This window comes from Petrotoga sp. 8T1HF07.NaAc.6.1, assembly GCF_016772115.1.
Classification (GTDB): domain Bacteria; phylum Thermotogota; class Thermotogae; order Petrotogales; family Petrotogaceae; genus Petrotoga; species Petrotoga mobilis.
The window spans coordinates 115,477-134,252 of record NZ_AUPG01000002.1 but is presented as its reverse complement, the minus strand read 5'-3'; the positions used below and the strand labels follow the sequence as shown (position 1 = coordinate 134,252).

The following is an 18,776-nucleotide window of genomic DNA, read 5'->3' as shown; positions in this document are numbered from 1 at the left end:
ACACGCTAACCCCTCCAACTTCTTGAAGTTAAATCTTTGTTCAATCTACTACCCTTTTGAGAGTAAGTTTTGCTGTTCGTAATCGATTCAGGATTCAAAATTTGATATATAAAATTGTTCAAGTTAGATTGAAATGAAATGATGTTACTTAAAAGATCGATTTCACTCACTAACTCCTTTAAATTTTTAACTAGTTCTGAAAAGAGAAGTGCAATTTCATAATCATTCTTTGAAAAATAATCAATAATCGATTCTAATTTGTTCTGTATTCTTTCTTCCAAACATATTTTCGATATTAACTGTGCTCTTAAACCTTCTATTTTTTTAAAGTTACTTGCTAATTTTTCAATCGTCAAAAGGGTTGAATTAATCTCTTCGATAGATGCTTTTTTTACTAAGCTTTCCCTAAGGTTATAAAAAGATTTTTTTAACTCTATTAAACTAACGTTCTCTTCCTTTAATACTTTTTTTATCGCTTCTAAATCATTACTAATGTTGGTCACCTACTTCACTCAAACATTTTGTTTACAATTTGGTCTACATTGATATTATACGAGCCATTTTCAATAGATTCCTTCAATTTCGATACCAGTTCTTGTCGAATTTCTGGTATCTTACTTGATAGTTCTATATACTTCTTTGATTCTCCTGTAATCCTATTTGCACTTTCTAGGTTTTCAGATTTTACCTGCCTCTTAATAAAATCCTTATCAAGCCTTTTTCGATTTATTTTATCTAAATTATTACCATCAGCAGGATTGATATTGTTGATATCCATAATTTAGTCCCTCCTTTCAACAATTTGAATTTCATATGTATTATCGTCCACAATTATTATAACATTAGAAGTTTGTAGCAAAATTATTTTTTTCCAAAGACTTTTATACCTTTGTAGCAATAATAAAGAAATATAAATTTAAAAATTTTATTTATTTTTTTACTTGACTTTTCTATTTTTTAGGTATATAATTTTTTTAGACAGACCTAAAAATAGATATTTCATAAATAAAAAATCATCAAATAGGAGGTAGGTAAATATGGAAGGAAGGATTCCTTTAATTGGAGAAAAGTTTCCTGAAATGAAAGTATTAACAACGGACGGTGCAAAAGAACTACCAAAAGACTACAAAGGAAAATGGTTGGTGCTCTTCAGCCATCCAGGAGATTTTACACCTGTTTGTACAACAGAATTTGTTGAATTTGCAAAAAAGCATGAAGATTTCAAAAAGATCAACACGGAACTTTTAGGACTTTCTGTTGATGCCGTTCATTCACATATCAAATGGATGGAATGGATCAAAGATAACCTTGGAGTAGAAATTACTTTCCCTATAATAGCTGATACAATGGGAAGAGTAGCCTCAAGATTGGGAATGGTAGACCCCGAAAAAGGTTCCGCAACTGTTAGAGCAGTTTTCATCTTAGATCCTGAAGGAACCATTAGATTGATCATGTACTATCCTTCTGAGGTTGGAAGATACATCGAGGAAATATACCGAGCTGTAAGAGCTTTACAATTGGCAGACAAAAACAAGGTAGTAACCCCAGCCAATTGGCCCGAAAACTCGATATTTGGAAGTAAAGTAATAATTCCACCAGCATCAACTTATGCTGAAGCAATGAAGAGAAAAACGTCAGCCGAAGAAGGATACGATTGGTGGCTAAAGGTTAAAGAAGTTAAAGAATAATACTAAACCCCAGCTAGTAGGAAGTAGATAAGATATTATCTACTTCCTACTTTTTTATGATACAATTATGAATATAAATCGAATGAAATTAGACACTATTCATGGGAGGCGCTTTGAAGGTTGCGTAAAGATAGAATAGAAAAACTTCTCAATAAGATGGCAAAAAATAATATTTATCAGGCAATAATATCCTCACCACCTTCTCTTTACTATTTTCTGAATGAGTGGTTTGAACCTGGAGAAAGGTTATTGGTATTATTCGTAAATACTTCTGGCGAAGTTAAATTGCTAGTCAACGAATTGTTCCCGGTAAATACTGTTGAAGAAGAAAATTTAATCAAATATTCTGATTCAGAAGATCCCCTTAAAATTTTATCTTCTCTTATTGAAAAAGATAAACCTATAGGCATAGATGGAAGTTGGGAAACCCGTTTTCTTTTAGGTTTAATGGATATTATTAAAGATTTATCTTTAAAACAGCTTTCTCCAATAATTAGTGAATTAAGGATGGTAAAAGATGTTGATGAAATAGCGTTAATGAGGTCTTCTTCTTTATTAAATGACTCAGCTATGGAAAAGGTTATAGACCTAGTATCAGAGATGCTTCCAGAAAAATACTTAGCCAAAGCCATCAAAAATATTTTCGAAAGAGAAGGAGCCGATGGTGTTTCTTTTGAACCTATAGTAGGATACGGTCAGAATACTGCTAATCCTCATCATATGCCTACTAATGCAAAGTTAAAAGATGGAGATGTCGTATTACTAGACATGGGTTGCATAAAAAATTATTATTGTTCAGATATGACAAGAACAGTCTTTTTTGGCAAACCTATTGAAACCTTGAAAAATATTTATCATATAGTTTTAGAAGCCAATTTAAAAGCTATTGAAAAAATAAAACCTGGCCCTAAGGCGTCTGAAATTGATGCTACCGCGCGTAATTATATAGAAAGCAAAGGATATGGAAAGTACTTTACTCATCGAACAGGGCATGGGGTAGGAATAGAGATTCATGAAAAACCTTACATATCTTCAAATAGCGAAGAAATTCTAACACCTGGCATGATCTTTTCAATAGAACCGGGAATCTATTTACCTGGTGTCGGCGGAGTAAGAATAGAAGATCTGGTTTTGGTGACTGATAATGGTTGTGAAGTATTAAATAGGTATCCAAAAGATTTCTTGGTAATTTAATCACTTCTTATGCTTTCGATCAATTCTTTGCTACTAATTGAAACTAGAGTCTTTTTTCACTAATTTAGTTAGTACCCTCCGCTTCGCTGAACTCATTTTGATTTTCTTTCACACTTAACAATCCTAAAAGTATGGTATAATAAAAGTACAGATACTTCAATTTTTTTGAGATAGGAGGTGGATGAATGTATAAAAATATGACTTTTGAGGAAATTTTAAATAAAATTTCATCCACAGATCCAGCTTCGGCTGGAGAAACTGTCACAGCTTTAGTAGGGGCTTTAGCGTCTGCACTGGGTTACATGGTTGCAAATTACACTATCTCCAATGAAAATGACAAGGATTATGAAAATACGCTAGAAGTAGCTTTAGAAAATCTTATAGACATCAAAGAAAAACTTATGGAATACGCTGAAGAGTCTTCTAAATATTCAGAAAGGATCCAGAATGTCATGGAAGGAAAAGATAAGGACAAATCTTTAACAGGTGCCGCCATATTTTCTTTCAACATGGCAAAATCATCTTATAACATTCTAAAAAATTGCTTTACCTTGTACAAATATGGCAACCCCGTACTAAAACCAGAAGCAAAAATCACTTGTTATTTAGCATGGGCAACGTTGAATTCCGCCATTATTTCTGTTGAAGCAAATTTAGAAAAAATAAAAGAGGAAAAAGTAAGACAAAACCTTTTAAATGATACAATAGAGTTCAAGAATGAAGCGGATTCCTTGTTAAAGGATTTGAAGGAGGAAATAAAAAATTAATGGATGATTCACCTATAAAATTTGAATTAATTCATATTGATAGATACACTGGGGCTAGGCGTGGGCGAATCGTCACAAAACATGGCACTATTGAAACACCAGTTTTTATGCCTGTAGGTACGAATGCAACCGTAAAAACTTTAACTAACTCGTTATTAAACGATATCAATACTGAGATAATATTAGCTAATGCTTTTCATCTTTACTTAAGACCAGGCTTAGAGGTTCTTGAGCATTTTCAAGGTCTTCATAACTTCATGAACTGGGAGAAGCCGATTTTGACAGATAGCGGAGGGTTTCAGGTATTTTCCTTACCAAACACTAGATTAACTGATGAAAAAGTAATTTTCAAATCTCCACTGGATGGTTCTCAAATAGAGTTAACTCCCGAGAAATCTTTGGATATACAAAAAGTAATTGGATCAGATATTGCAATGGTTTTAGATGTATGTATAAACTCCTTGTCTGGGTACGATGCTGTAAAAGATAGTGTGCAAAAAACTTTTAATTGGGCTTTAAGATCCAAACGATATCATAATAGCAACGGACAGGCATTATTCGGTATAGTTCAAGGAGGCCTCTTTGAAGATTTAAGAAATCTCAGTTTGTCTCAGATAACCTCTTTAGATTTCGATGGTTATGCCTTAGGAGGATTAGCCGTAGGAGAAAAATACCAAGATTCTGAAAAGATTTTAAAAGCTTTTGGAAATAAATTACCTGAAAACAAACCAAGATACATAATGGGGATAGGTTCTCCCACTATGATGTTTTTATCTGTAGAAAACGGTTTGGATATGTTCGATTGCGTCTTACCAACAAGAATGGGAAGACACGGAACAGCATTAACCTGGAAAGGAAAACTAAACTTAAAATCCTCAGAGGTTAAATTTGATCAAAAACCTATTGATGAAAAATGTGATTGTTATACATGTAAAAATCATTCACGTGGTTACATACACCATCTTTTTAAAAAAGATGAGGTACTCGGGAAAATCCTTTTAAGCATTCACAATCTGCGATTCAACATTTCTCTGGTAGAGAAAATGAGAGAAGCTATAGAAAATGACGAATTTAAATTTTTTAAAGATGAATTTTTTAGCAGTTCAACATATTCTTTAACTAATTAAAGCACTAGAAAGGAGGGATCCCCAGTGAAATCGTTTATAAAGTACTACAATGAAATAAAACCTTTATATCAAAACAAATTAGACCTTACCAAAAAATTCCAAGAGATCCCCAGTCTTTTTTCAGAAAGTGTAAGCAAGTTACTAGAAAACATTTATGGAGAAGATAACTTAGATAGAAAACTTATAGAAAGTTATATAGAATTCGATCCAGATAAAGAGCCTTATTTTAAATTAAAAAAAGAACTGATGAATTTTTTAGTTGAAGATTGGACTGATAGTGATCTTCCAAGCATTTTAGAAAAAATGGCTAAAGCTGCCTACGCTAGATATAAACATATAATTGAAGATCATGATAGAACCGAAACATTTAGAATGGAATGAAAAATAGAGTTAAAAAAAATTTGTCAAACCTGGGGCAGCATCCCCAGGTTTATAAGTTATAAATAAAATTAGAGAAAGGTAATCAAATGGATGATAAAAATAAAGATATAACTAAAATAAAAGATATGTTTTGGAAAGCTTTATTCCTTTTATACATAGTTTTTATTATATATCTATCGGTTTCCAAACCCATAATTAATTATAGTAGTTTCAAAGGAGAAGACAAAATAGTTCATTTTGTTTCGTATTTTTTGGGTGCCGATTTTTTCTTTATGGCTTTTTTCAAAAAAAGTAAAAGATCTTATTTTATACTTTTTTTGATTTTTTTTCTTTTTAGTTCCCTTACTAACAGAATATTTTCAAAAATTCAGTATTTATCATACATATAGCCATTTAGACATGGTTGCAAGTTATTTAGGTGCCGTTTGTGGTTCTCTTTTTTTTTGCCTTCAAATATAAGGCTTTCAATTAGTTTAAAAAAGTATGAAGAGGTGCGTTTCTTTTGAAAGAAGTAAAATATGCTATAGTTTACCTGAATATTGATCCCAATTATGCAAAGTTGAATAATCTCCCTGTAAAATTACCTATTTTAGTGGAAGATTTTCAAAAAGCAAGAAAAACCAATAAAATACCTTTGGACATAATTATTAGAGGATTAGAAGCTCAAATTGATATAGATAAAAACAATCGATATTACTTATCTTACTTGGTTTATTATTATTATGAAGCTTTTAAAAAATCCCTCAACGATTCAGATTTTGAAAAGGCTAAGGAATTTTTAGATAAGGCAGGTAAAACTTACCCCGATTATCGATTGCATTTTTATACTGGATTATACTACAAAAAATTAGGAAATCTTGAACTGGCAGAGTTACATTTAAAACAATCAATAAAAGAAAAGCCAAATTTTGCATATGGTTATTATGAACTCGGTAATCTTATGTATGAAAGAAATGTATACGACGAAGCAATAGAATATTATTCTAAATCCGTCGAACTTGAAAAGGACTTTACGTTAGGGTTTCTGAAAATGGCAGATGTATACATGGAAAATGGCAGATTTGAAGAAGCTATACCCCTTCTACAAAAATGCATAGAAATTGATGAAAAATTCGTTCCTGCCTATGAAAGATTGGGTGTTGCTCTGAATATGCTTCAACGCTATAAAGATGCACACAAAGTCCACCAAAAAGCTTTAGAAATAGATAGCAATAGATATGAAATTTATTATAACGATGCTCATTCATTGGCTAGATTAGGAAACCACAACGAATCAATAAAAGCTTTAGAAAAAGCCGCCTCTTTGAATGAAACAGATTATATACTTCACGAATTAGCTTTGGAATATAAAAACATGGGAAGATACTTACAAGCAATTGAAACAGAGGAAAAAGCTTTAAAATTAGCTTCAGAAGAAAATAAAGACCTTATTGTTTTAACTTTATTAAAACTCTATGTAATAATAGAAGACGAAGAACAAGTGGAAAAATATTTTGAAATTTTAAATTTGAATTCTGACTTTCACGAAGCTGCTGTTAATTTCAAAGTATTGTTCGAATTATCCCAAGGTAGAGTAGAAAAAGTGAAAGAGATATTATTAGGAGAATCCGTATCAAGTTTTACTCTACTAATAGATAAATTAGATAGATTAGATTTTTACATCTCCAAACTTGAAGATTTTACAGATAAAAATATCTCTGACTCAATATTTGAAAGTATAGACGAATTTGGCAACATCGACCCTTTTACTTTGTCGGAGCATCTGGTAGCTAAAGGAATAGAACGTCCATTCATTAGCTGGTTAAAAGAGAGTTCAATAGAGTCAAAGTCATATCCAGATGGTGTTGAATTACTCACAAACGGCCTACTTCTTTCTGGCTTTAATTACGGCCTATCGGAAAGGGTAGCAACAACTATATCACAGTTTCTTTGGAAAGACGGTGATGGGTTAGCTTTCGGTAGATTACTCTTAAGATTCTACCAAGATCGAATCTTAGGAGAATCGTTACCCTTAGAGCACTTTATTCAAGAAAATGTGGAAGAAATCAAAGATATGTCTTTTACTTTTGCCCAAATATTTGCTAATTACGAAGAACATTTGATGGATTTCGACTCGATAGTAGATTTTAAAATAAATAACTTTAAAGATGCTCTAAAAGTTTTTTTGTCCATGTCTAGAATACAAACTACAGCCGAAGAAATAACTTCAGTCAAATTCAAAGATCATAACACAAAAATTTTATCTTTATTCATACAGAATCTTAACTCGATTTCCAACTCTTTTTTGCAGTAAATTCCATACCAAAAATAAATTTTTTAGAGGTGCTACATGAAAAATTATTTAATAATATTTGTAGTGATTTTATTTTCCACTATTACTTTTGCTTTGAATATAAATATTCTCTCCCCACAAGAGAATGCCCAAAACGTCGATATAAGAACTTCTTTTAGATGGCAAACCATAGACGCAGAAGGAAAAGAGCTTAGATATAAGATCTATATCTCTGAAGATGCCAATATAGACGAAAAAGATTTGAAATTGGAAAATATTTTTTCAAACTTTTATACGGGAGACGTCTTAAAGCCTGAAACAACTTATTACTGGAAAGTAGAAGGAGTTGATCAGGATGGAAACGTGTACTCCAGTAAAACCGCTAAATTTACTACAAGAAGTTTACGTGCTGGGGATGCATATATTATCATATTTGAAGAGTTTGATAAAATTCTTCCTTTAGATGATAACTTCCTGGGCATATCGAAAAACAAAGTTGAATTAATGAATGCCAATAAAGTTATAGTAAAAACGGTTGATTTTGAACAAAATATTGAAGATGGATTCTTGACAAGTAACGCTGTTTTTCTAGTTACTCAAAGCGAAACTTTTGTACTTGACCATTCTTTAGAAAAAAAGGCACAATTAAACGTTAAGATTAAAGGTTTAGCAGGAGAAAATATCTTTTACAGTGAAAATGAAATCTTTTCGATAAGCGACGATTTCCAAATACAAAAACAAATCGATTTCAACAATATTCAAAAAGCCTTAGTAAAAGATGGATATATCTATCTTTTAACTGAGGATAAATTTGTTAAAATGAATAGTAATTTTGAGGCCGTTGAAAGTTATGATTTTAACGATAAAACTTTCGATTTCGACTATCTTGAAATTCAAAATATGACTTTATTCCCCATATTGACTAATAATAACATTATACTCTTAGACACCAACCTGCAAAAAATGTCACAACTCGACTTTCAAATTGAAACTCAAAGATATCAAAGAAAGATATACACATATTACGACAAAATAGTTCTATTATCCGGTTCAAAAAATCTTAACTTTTATGATTCTGAATTAAATTTAATCAGAACTTTCACATATGAAGAAAATTTCAATTATTTTGTCCCTGTTAACAAAGATAGATTCATATTAGTAGGAGAAAGTATTAAATCCTTCAATTTGGAAGGGAATTTAGTCTGGAATTATTCAACCATTAATAAATTCCAAATAATCAATGAACCCTTAGTATACGACAAAGGTTTAATGGTAGGGGTAAAAGACTTTTTAACTCGATTTTTAATATTTTATGATGATTTCGATTCTCAATACTATTTTACTCGATACATCAAAGAAAAAATGTCTTTACCTCAACCAATCGAAGAAATAGTGGCACCTCCATCAACAGTAACTGTCCAAGCTACCCCCATTACGCCCCAGGTAACGGAAATAACGCCTGAACCCACACAAATCACGGTACCAGAGCCAGTAGAAGAAACTATTACCGTTCCTTCTACTCCTATTGATGTAACCGTTGAACCTACGCCATCAACGCCCCAGGCTACGGAGATAACAGCCGAACCTACTCAAATCACAGTACCTGAGCCAGTAGAAGAAGTTATTACGACCCCTTCTACTCCTATTGATATAACCGTTGAACCTACTCCATCAACACCTCAGGCAACGGAGACAACGCCCGAACCTACTCAAATCACAATACCAGAACCATTAGAAGAAGAAGATATTACGGCACCTTCTACTCCTGTTGATATAACTGTTGAACCTACGCCATCAACGGCTGAAGCGACAGAACTAACTAAAATATTCTCTAAAAGTTTTGATGAATATATCTACGGAAGTTTGTACGATGGAGAAAACTTTTACCTATATGGTTATGAAGGCAAAAATGACAATTGGGATGCAAAAACATGGAAAATGGATCCATATGGAAATATTTTAAACGAAACGTCGTTATATGCACAAAATACAGACTTTTTTAGAGATGCCATACTCACTAAAGATTCTACCGATAACACTAAGAATATAATCTACGTTGGCGATACCCTTTCTTACGGCTTAAACGGTAATGCTTACATTGTCTCTTTGACTGAAGATGGCAGCGTTAATTACCAAATAGATTACGGGGATATTGGTAGAGACAGCGGTATAAGTATTACAAACATTGACGAAAATAGTTACGCAGTCACTGGAAATTTATTCATCAACAAAAAATTATCAGATATATTCGTTTCAAAGTATTTAAACGATGGAACTAGAATCTGGACTAATAACTTTGGTGGCAACGATGTAGAGATTGCTTTGGATATAAAAAACTCTCAAGATCAAGGTTTCATGGTTTTTGGAGCCTCAAGGTCCTTTGGTGCAGGTGGTTTTGATATATACGTTTTAAAAATTGATTACTATGGAAATATGAAATGGTCTAACGTCTACGGTGATTCTAACGACAACATCCCCGTAGGGGTTATCAAAGACGGTAGAAAATACTACGTATTATTCGAAACTACTTCAACACCTATGAGTTACGGAATTTTAGAAGTAGATGAATTAAATGGATTTGGAGATTCTTTTGAATTTCCGTTAGAAGGATCGAATAAATTTTTAGGCTTTACTATAATAGATGGAAAATATCTAGCATATGGTTACAGTATTGAAAATGGGAAAAAAGCCGGAATCATCTACGAGGTAAATTTCGAAGAGGAAAAATTCGAAAAGTTAAACACTTACACTCTCGATTATGATTTTGAAATAATCAGTATATCAAAGCCCGAAAATCAAAATTCTATCTATATTTTTGGAAATACCACCATCAATGGGATAAATAATATCGCCTTAATAATAGATATATTATAATTTTCCCCTTTTTGAATATACAAAGGTGCTGATTAATATGAAAATATTAGACCCGGTTTTTAAGCCTCTCTTAATAAAACCACATCATCAATATAGAGAAAAGTTACTTAATTCTTTGATCGATAATAAAAGTAAAAATTACATTCTAATAAAAGCTCCTTCAGGATACGGTAAGAGCATTACTTTTAGTATGTATTTTGATAAATTGAAAGAATCGAAAGTATGGATTAGTTGCCCACAGGATTACTTTGATTTTGACACCTTCCTAAATCATCTAATCTATACTTTATCCAAAACTCTAAATCTGAAAGTATTTGATGATGATTTAAAAAATAATATTTCTTTTTTTACGGAAGAAGAGAAGGTTGTTGAACTGTTAAACGCCTTTTCAAATAGTAAAGAAGAAATATTTATATTTGTTGATTCCTTCGAAAATGTTATGTTTGAAGGAAAAAATGAAAATCTTCTCAAATTGTTATTAAACTTCATACCCCAAAACGTCCATTTCCTTTTTACTACTAACCAAGAGTTTCCAATTCCTTTAACAAAATTTGCTATGGCAAATAATGTTTACACTATTCAAGAAGAGGAACTGAAATTTTCTTTTGATGAACTTAAAAATTATATCAGCACAAAAAAAATTAACTTGTCAGAAGTAAACTTGTTAGAGCTATACCAATTGACCGATGGAATACCTACTTTTATTAACCTTTTAACCACATACATAGAAAAAACAAATCTAAAAAATTATGAAACGCTTATAGATTCAGCAAAAAAAATAGATGAATATATAAACTTACTAACTGAAGCCTTATCAGAAGATTTAAGAGAGTATTTGAAAGTTTTCAGCTTAATGAATGAAATAGAGCCAAAGATTTGTAAAGCATATTTCAATCTCAAAAACGATGAAAAAATTCACGAGTCTTTTGAAAAGTTATACGATCTAAACATGTTAGAAAAAAAAGATCCGCATTATTACTATATGAACGAAATATTCCGTCGAACTATCTCTAAAGGCATTGGAGAAAGAGAAAAAAGCGATATATACCAGACGCTTTTTAACATATATCAAAAAGAGCAAGATTACTATGGACAATTTCATTGCTTACTAAATATGAAAGATTTAGAAAAAGTCTATGACTTCTTTCTCAACCATTCTGAGCTATTGATAAAAGATTTTTCAATCATCAAAAAATGGTTAGATTTAATACCCACCTCTTTTTTCAGCAACAACATTGAATTGTACTATTACCGCGGCGTTATAGAAGAGAAATATTCCATGTTTGATGAAGCTCTTTCAGATTATAGGCTTGTAAAAGATAATATCCATAAAATTTCCAATAAAAGTATTCTTGAGAATATAGATACACAAATAATAGGAATTTACTGGCATCAGGAAAAATATGAAAAGGTCATCGAAATGGGAAATGAATTGCTAAAAAGTATACCAAATGAAAACTACCAGAGCTTAACTTCCTTGTACAATTTATTGGGAACCAGTTATTCTTATCTTTCAAAATTAGATGAAGGGAAACTGTATTTAAACAAGGCTATGGAATTATGTGAAAGATTCAATTATACAGAAATGAAACCCTGGCTTCTCAACAACCTTGCTTACAATATTTTTCTAATCGAAGGAAATTTAGAAAGTGCGGAAAATTTCTTTATTAAATCTTTAAAAAGCTTTGAGGATTCAAAAGATCTATACGGAAAAGCACTTTTAAATGCGAATCTTGCCGATTTTTATATTGAAACCCAAAAATATGACAAAGCTAAAGAGCATCTCAAAGCCTTTGAAAATATCTACTTGGAAACTAAAAACATTGCTTACCTACCTGTTCTAAAAATCTTGCAAGCTAAACTAGAAGTAGAAAAAAACGAATTAAACTCTGCTCAAAAAAGTTTAATGGAAGCTGAAAATTATTATTCAAGATCAAAATTTCTACAAGCAAATTATTACTTCGTCCAATCACTGTATCTTTTAAAAAAAGGTGAACTTAAAGAGTCTTTTTCAACAGTTGAAAAGGCAATCAAAATTGCTAAAACTATTTTCAACGAATATCAGATATTGAACTTTGAACTACAAAAAGTTCGGTTGTTGATACATTTAAAACAATTCGAAAAAGCCCTGTCATACATTGGAAAAATTATTCAGATTGCCACAGAAGGGAAAGCAAAATTAATACTAACTCAAGCGTTACTCTTAAAATTATTTTTAAGTAAATCATTTAATTTGTCTTCTTATAAGGATGATTTAAAAACATTTAAAGAGTTATTATCAGACAACAATTATCGGTTCATTCTACAAAAATATCCCGAAATAACGAGTTCAATTGGAGATCTCACAGAAATTAATTCAGAAGTTAAAATACCTTCCTTAGTTACTTCATTTAAATTGAGATTGGAAGATGCACAAGAAATCTCTTATCTTGAATCCAAAAAAGCTTTATACCCTAAAATCTATCTCTTTGGCGAATTTAGATTAGTATGTGGCGATAAGGTTTTAACTATGAGAAAGGTGAGAAATCAAAAAGCGTTAGAACTTTTTAAATTTTTAACTTTGAATTATGATCAATGGATTATTCAAGATCTCATAATTGAAAATTTCTGGCCAAATTTACCTTTTGAAAAAAGTCGTCAAAGTTTATACGTAGCACTTCACGACATACGAAAGAGATTTCAAGAGTTTGGTTTGGTTGAGGAATACATACTTCAAAAAAATAAAAATTACAAATTCAATGTAAACAAGGTTTATTACTTGGATTACGAAGATTTTATCCTCCATTTTGAAGAAGGAAATAAATCATTTAAAAACAAGCAATACTTAAAAGCTAAAGAACATTATTTAAAGGCTAAGAAACTCTATTCCTATGGCCTTTTACCATCTAATATTTACGACGATTGGGCAATCCCAAAGATAGAAGATGCTGAAAAATCTTATCTGTCAATACTTGCTATTTTGTATTCTTTAGAAAAAGAGAAAGACATTGAAATGGCAGAAAATTATTTAGACGAATACTTACGGATCGAACCTTTCGCCGACGAAATGAACATTGAGTACATCAATCTTCTACTGAAAAAAGGTGAAAGAAAAAAGGCTTTGGATTATTACAAATATATCAATGAGTTGTACAAAAAAGAGTTAGGAACAGCTTTTAATTCAAAAGAAATAAATTACTTCGTCAAAGAATTCCAAATTTATTAATCTTCTCCAAAAAAGTTGTTTTAGATTTTTTTTAGATCTCTTTACTAAAATCTAATAAACAACTTTTAATAAAAGGAGAGGATTTTAAATGAGGAAATTAAGCATGTTCTTTATGATCTTAGCGATCGGTTTGCTCTTTGTAAGTTGCGCAACTTTACCAATCGACGGAGATGGCAACGGAGATGACATAACCAATCAAGTAGTTATAAACACATTTATTGGACTTTTTGGAGAAAGCCCATTTATTATTGGCACTGTTCGAGAAAGTGTGGAGTTTTTAGCTTATCAAGATGGGAAAGATGGAACCTGGAAAAAATTAAGTTCAACTAACGGCGTGTATACTTTTACCCCTGAATCAGCAGATGGGAATTTTAGCATCTATGCTGTCAACGAATGGTATGACCCTTGGAATGAGGAATTTAACTACGACATTCAAGTAATGAATCTCAACACCACAGAAGGAAAAGAAGTACCAATAATCTTCGAGTATTGGCCAGATACTTTTGATGCTACATTAAATTTGAATTTTGGAAATGATTTTATAGGGAAAAGTGCTGGCACATTTTACGGTATAGGTCATGGATTTCCATGGTTTAGTACTGTGGATGATTTAATATTCCAACTAGAAGCGATTCCTGGCACCTATGATTTGGTAATTTTAGCCGGAGATCAAAATGAAGATTTTTCAAAAATATATATAGACAGAGATAGATCAATAGCAGCTGGTACCGACAACGAAGACATTTCATGGTCTGACTTTGAAGACTTCGCAACATACATTGCTACAACCACCATAAACGATGCAACCGCATGGGGTAGTTTGTTAGTGGGTGGAACAACCCCAATATTTACTTGGTTCGAAGATAATTCCAAGGTAAAAATCCCTCAATCTCTTGCAACTTCAGATGACTTATATGCTTTAGAATTAAGTCACAACGATTCTGAAAACTCAGTTTATAGATTATTTACAAAATTTACAGACTATCCGTCTGATATTGAAATTTTGGACACCCTTCCTTCTACTAACTGGGAAAAACCTGTCTTTTCAAACAATACATTCACATGGAATCAGTATGATCCCCAAATCAACAATCATGAATTGAGATTTTATAATACCTCTTTAGTAAATGCTAATTGGACTATGATGATAGTATTATCCTCTGGTTGGTTGGGAAGTGCAGATTCATACGAATATGAAATACCCAATTTATCAGATTTAGAAGGCTGGAACGATTTATGGTATCCTGATAGTCAAGAAGTTGGTTCATATCAGCACTTTAAAGCAGTTTCAGGGAACGAAGATGATTTAACAAAATATTTAGACCCAATAGCTGGCATGGAAGAAAGTATAATTAGTTATTAGCCCTCTTCTTTAAATAAGGTTAAAGTAAGAAAATAACCATTTACCCCCGAAAAGTGTTAAAATTGAATTGTTCGGGGGTATTTTTTATTTTAATTATCGAAAAGGGAGTCATAAAATGCAGAAATGTTCAGTCTTTGAAAAATGTGGTGGATGTAGTAAATTGAATATAAGTTACGAAGAACAACTAAAAATAAAAGAGAACATCGTTTTTTCGTTGTTTGATCAATACCACATAAAACCTAATAATTATCACGGTATTACGCCTTCTGTGTATATATATGAATACAGAAATAAAATGGAATACTCTTTTGGTAACGAATACAAAGATGGTCCTCTTGTTTTGGGATTAAGAGGAAAAGGTAAGAAGTTCGACGTCTATTACACAAAAGATTGTAAGTTAGTGGACGATGACTTCAACACTATCGTTAAGCAAACAAGAGAATTTTTCTTAAACAAAAACATACCTTTTAGAAATTATAAAAACCACTCTGGCTTTCTTAGAAATTTGGGAATCAGAAAAGGATTAAAAACTGGGGAAATACTTTTAAACTTGGTGACTTCTTTAGACAATAATTATTATCAAGAAGTAGAAACATGGAAAGAAGAAACGTTGAATACTAACTTAAAAGGAAATATCGTCTCCATAATTCAAAGTAAGACTAAATCTAAAGCCAACGTTGTCAAAGCAGATGAAATGGAAATACTATACGGTAGAGATTATTTTTACGAAAAAATTTTTGATTTAACTTTCAAAATAGGTCCATTCTCTTTCTTTCAAACAAACACAAAAGGAGCAGAGATCTTATACCAAACTGCGTTATCTTATGCAGAAAATTCAAATGTTGTATATGACTTTTATTCTGGAACGGGCACAATATCCCTATTACTTGCAAATAAGGCGAAAAAAGTCTATGGAATAGAAATTATAAAAGAAGCAGTAGAGGCAGCTAAGCAAAACGCCATATTAAATAATATCAACAACGTAGAATTTGTAAATGAGGATGTAAAAGATTTTGTTAAACAACAAAGCGGTACAGAAAAACCTGATTATATAGTGGTGGACCCACCAAGAGCTGGATTACACCCAAATCTTATAAAATTCATAAAAACCCAACAATTTAATAAAATTATCTATATCTCATGTAACCCTAAAACTCTAATACCCAATTTAAAAGAATTATCCGATCTCTACACAATCTCAGATTTTCATCTGGTAGATATGTTCCCACACACTGACCACGTTGAGACGGTAGTATTGATGTCAAGGGTTAAGGTAAATACGATGTTTTAGGGATAAAAAACTTTATAAATAAAGGGTTTCCGTGATTTGAGATCTGGCTCCAAGCCGGAAGGATAATCACGGGATTTTTCTTTGTGGGAACTTGTCCAAGATAGGCGGGTTAGATGATCAAGAAGATGATATGGATATTGATGTGGTGAGTTGACACGATTGCTGGCAAAGACGTGGTGAGTTGATAAAATAGTTATCACTTTTATTAATCCTAATCAGGAGGCCAGATTCAATTGCTATTTCCTTAGAGAATACTTGAAATCTTCTGCCTGCTGACAAGATAATAGATGTATAGGCCCTTGAAAATGGTGCATTTTCAGTGTTGTCAGGGGGTTCTTTGTTTCTGATGGCGGGTAAAGTTGTAGATTATGAGTGAGATTTAAGGAAATATGGTTTAGTTGATGAATTGAGCTCACCCATGCAAATGAAGTTTTGCTTTAATGGTTTAACCGTTTAGTAAAAGTGGTGTATATAAATATATTAAAGCAATATATAAAATCTAATTTGATATTGTTTTTTTAATTTTATAGTTGATTATTTCATCAAATAATAGTATTCTATATTAGACAAGGATGAAAGGGGATGTTAATTTGAGATTTATAGGATCTAAACAATTACTGGTTGAAAATATAGAAAATTTACTTTCTAAGCATACTAACGGTAGCGAGGAAACTTTCCTTGACTTATTTGCAGGAACAAATATTGTTGGAAATTATTTCAAGAAAGATTTTACAGTCTATTCTAATGACTTATTATATTTTAGCTATGTTAATGCTAGAGCAATTATTGAAAATAATAAAGAATTATCTTTTGACGGATTACAACATAATGGAATCGTAGACCCAATCTTATATTTACAAAAGAACGCAGATAAGATGGATTTTACAGGAAGCCACTATTATGAAGAAGCTTATACTCCTACAGGAGATAGTATGTACCTTACTGTAGAAAACGGAAAAAGGATAGATTACATTCGTGAAACAATCGAATTATGGAAAAATAAAATGTGGATTACTGAAGGTGAATATTTTTATCTATTATCTTCACTGATAGAAGCTATTCCTTTTGTGAGTAATATAACCGGAACCTATGGTGCATATTTAAAACATTGGGATAAACGCGCATTAAAAGATTTAGAATTAATTCCTTTAGAAGTGAAAGATAATAAAAAAGAGAATAAAGCTTTTAACGAAGATGCAAATGAACTAATTAAAAGACTTGATGTTGATATAGCTTATATTGATACACCATATAATAATAGGCAGTATGCTTCTAATTACCACCTATTAGAGAACGTGGCTAGGAATGATAAACCAAGTTTAAGTGGTAAAACGAAAATTTTTGATTGGTCAAATTTACGTAGTGACTATGCTATGAAGCGTAAGGCTTTAAATGCTATGGATGACTTGATTAGCAATATAAGTGCAACACATATTGTCTTAAGCTATAATGATGAAGGAATTATACCAATCAATGAGTTAACTAATTTAATGAAAAGATACTCCTTTAAGGGTGTAATTGATATTGAGCATATTGATTATCGCAAGTATAAATCTAAAATACCGTCAAATAGAGATAAGTTAAGTGAAACACTTATTTATATTCAAAAAAAACCTATAAAAAAAGGTAAAGTGATTGCAGCAACTCTTAAGACAATGGACAAATGGAAAGCAAATAATAATTCTTACATCAAGAGTCCGTTGAATTATATCGGGGGTAAATACAAATTATTGAAACAAATCATACCGTTATTCCCCAAGAATATAGACACATTTGTTGATTTATTTAGTGGTGGGGCAAATGTAGGGATTAATGTAGATGCTAAACGTTATGTTTTTAATGACATGAATGATCGTATTAATGAGATGTTCCGTTACTTTGCAACTAAAAAACCAGATGAACTGGTTGAAAGAATTAAAACTAGAATTAATGAATACGGCCTTAGTAAGACAAATGAAGAAGCTTACTTAAAATTTCGATCTGATTATAACAATAGCCCCAATCCATTAGATTTGTATGTTCTCGTATCATATAGCTATAACTATCAATTTAGATTTAATAATTCTATGGAATTCAATAATCCCTTTGGACGTAATCGAAGTCAGTTTAGTGAAAACATGGAAAGGAATTTACGCTCTTTTGTATCTAAACTTGATAATATAGACGCGACATTTGTAGATGGTTTGTTTACAGACCTAGAGATATCAAACCTTACTGAAAATGACTTTGTTTATTTAGACCCGCCCTATCTTATTACTACAGGTAATTACAACGATGGGAATCGTGGTTTTGTGAATTGGAATGAGGAACAAGAAAATGCAATGTATGATTTATTAAGAAAACTAACGGGACAGGGTGTCCGCTGGGCACTAAGCAACGTAATAGAACATAAAGGCCGGTCTAATGAATATTTAAAGTCTTTTATAAAAAATTCAAATGTGGATGTGAATTATTTGGACTATAATTATGATAACTCTTCACACAATACGGTAGGTTCCGGTAGTATAGAAGTGTTGGTAACAAACTATGACACAAATACATTTCAATTGAAGAATATGGAGTACGACTATTACGAAACACAAATAAGATAAAAGGAGCCAAAGCAAGCTCCTTT

13 protein-coding genes are annotated in these 18,776 nt (G+C 31.5%); 11 read left to right on the top strand and 2 right to left on the bottom strand.

The features are described 5' to 3' along the window. Positions 1-5: 5 nt before the first annotated feature. Both flgN and NAAC61_RS02145 read right to left on the bottom strand, forming a co-directional pair. The gene (gene flgN / locus NAAC61_RS02150; RefSeq protein WP_103064564.1) at positions 6-503 is read right to left on the bottom strand and encodes a flagellar export chaperone FlgN; all 498 of its coding nucleotides are present in this window, start codon (positions 501-503) and stop codon (positions 6-8) included. 5 nt (positions 504-508) lie between these two features. Then, positions 509-778 (bottom strand): flagellar biosynthesis anti-sigma factor FlgM, encoded by a 270-nt coding sequence (locus NAAC61_RS02145; RefSeq protein WP_012208244.1) that lies wholly within the window; start codon positions 776-778, stop codon positions 509-511. Positions 779-1,037: 259 nt separating this feature from the next. Between NAAC61_RS02145 and NAAC61_RS02140 the strand changes: the two genes are divergently transcribed. The 11 genes from NAAC61_RS02140 (at position 1,038) to NAAC61_RS02090 (ending at position 18,753) form a co-directional block, all read left to right on the top strand. Then, complete coding sequence (locus tag NAAC61_RS02140) at positions 1,038-1,688, top strand: peroxiredoxin (RefSeq protein ID WP_012208245.1); 651 nt, start codon at positions 1,038-1,040, stop codon at positions 1,686-1,688. A 120-nt stretch (positions 1,689-1,808) separates the two neighbouring features. Further along, on the top strand, positions 1,809-2,882 hold the full coding sequence (locus NAAC61_RS02135) for a M24 family metallopeptidase (RefSeq protein ID WP_103898142.1): 1,074 nt from the start codon (positions 1,809-1,811) through the stop codon (positions 2,880-2,882). Between the two features lie 185 nt (positions 2,883-3,067). After that, on the top strand, positions 3,068-3,649 hold the full coding sequence (locus tag NAAC61_RS02130) for a cyclodeaminase/cyclohydrolase family protein (RefSeq protein WP_012208247.1): 582 nt from the start codon (positions 3,068-3,070) through the stop codon (positions 3,647-3,649). Beyond that, positions 3,649-4,776 (top strand): tRNA guanosine(34) transglycosylase Tgt, encoded by a 1,128-nt coding sequence (gene tgt, locus NAAC61_RS02125; protein ID WP_012208248.1) that lies wholly within the window; start codon positions 3,649-3,651, stop codon positions 4,774-4,776. The genes NAAC61_RS02130 and tgt overlap by 1 nt, the downstream gene beginning before the upstream one ends. 24 nt (positions 4,777-4,800) lie before the next feature. Continuing rightward, positions 4,801-5,157 (top strand): hypothetical protein, encoded by a 357-nt coding sequence (locus NAAC61_RS02120; RefSeq protein ID WP_012208249.1) that lies wholly within the window; start codon positions 4,801-4,803, stop codon positions 5,155-5,157. A gap of 502 nt (positions 5,158-5,659) precedes the next feature. Then, positions 5,660-7,450, top strand: coding sequence for a tetratricopeptide repeat protein (locus NAAC61_RS02115; RefSeq protein WP_012208251.1), 1,791 nt, complete (start codon positions 5,660-5,662; stop codon positions 7,448-7,450). A 36-nt stretch (positions 7,451-7,486) separates the two neighbouring features. Next, positions 7,487-10,303, top strand: coding sequence for a hypothetical protein (locus tag NAAC61_RS02110; RefSeq protein ID WP_202695184.1), 2,817 nt, complete (start codon positions 7,487-7,489; stop codon positions 10,301-10,303). A gap of 37 nt (positions 10,304-10,340) precedes the next feature. Then, positions 10,341-13,508, top strand: a complete 3,168-nt coding sequence (locus NAAC61_RS02105) for a hypothetical protein (RefSeq protein ID WP_202695183.1) — start codon at positions 10,341-10,343, stop codon at positions 13,506-13,508. Between the two features lie 88 nt (positions 13,509-13,596). After that, complete coding sequence (locus tag NAAC61_RS02100) at positions 13,597-14,871, top strand: hypothetical protein (RefSeq protein ID WP_202695182.1); 1,275 nt, start codon at positions 13,597-13,599, stop codon at positions 14,869-14,871. Positions 14,872-14,986: 115 nt separating this feature from the next. Continuing rightward, complete coding sequence (gene rlmD, locus NAAC61_RS02095; protein WP_202695181.1) at positions 14,987-16,162, top strand: 23S rRNA (uracil(1939)-C(5))-methyltransferase RlmD; 1,176 nt, start codon at positions 14,987-14,989, stop codon at positions 16,160-16,162. A 590-nt stretch (positions 16,163-16,752) separates the two neighbouring features. Further along, a complete protein-coding gene (locus tag NAAC61_RS02090; protein WP_202695180.1) occupies positions 16,753-18,753 on the top strand; it encodes a Dam family site-specific DNA-(adenine-N6)-methyltransferase in 2,001 nt (666 codons plus the stop codon). Positions 18,754-18,776 lie beyond the last annotated feature (23 nt).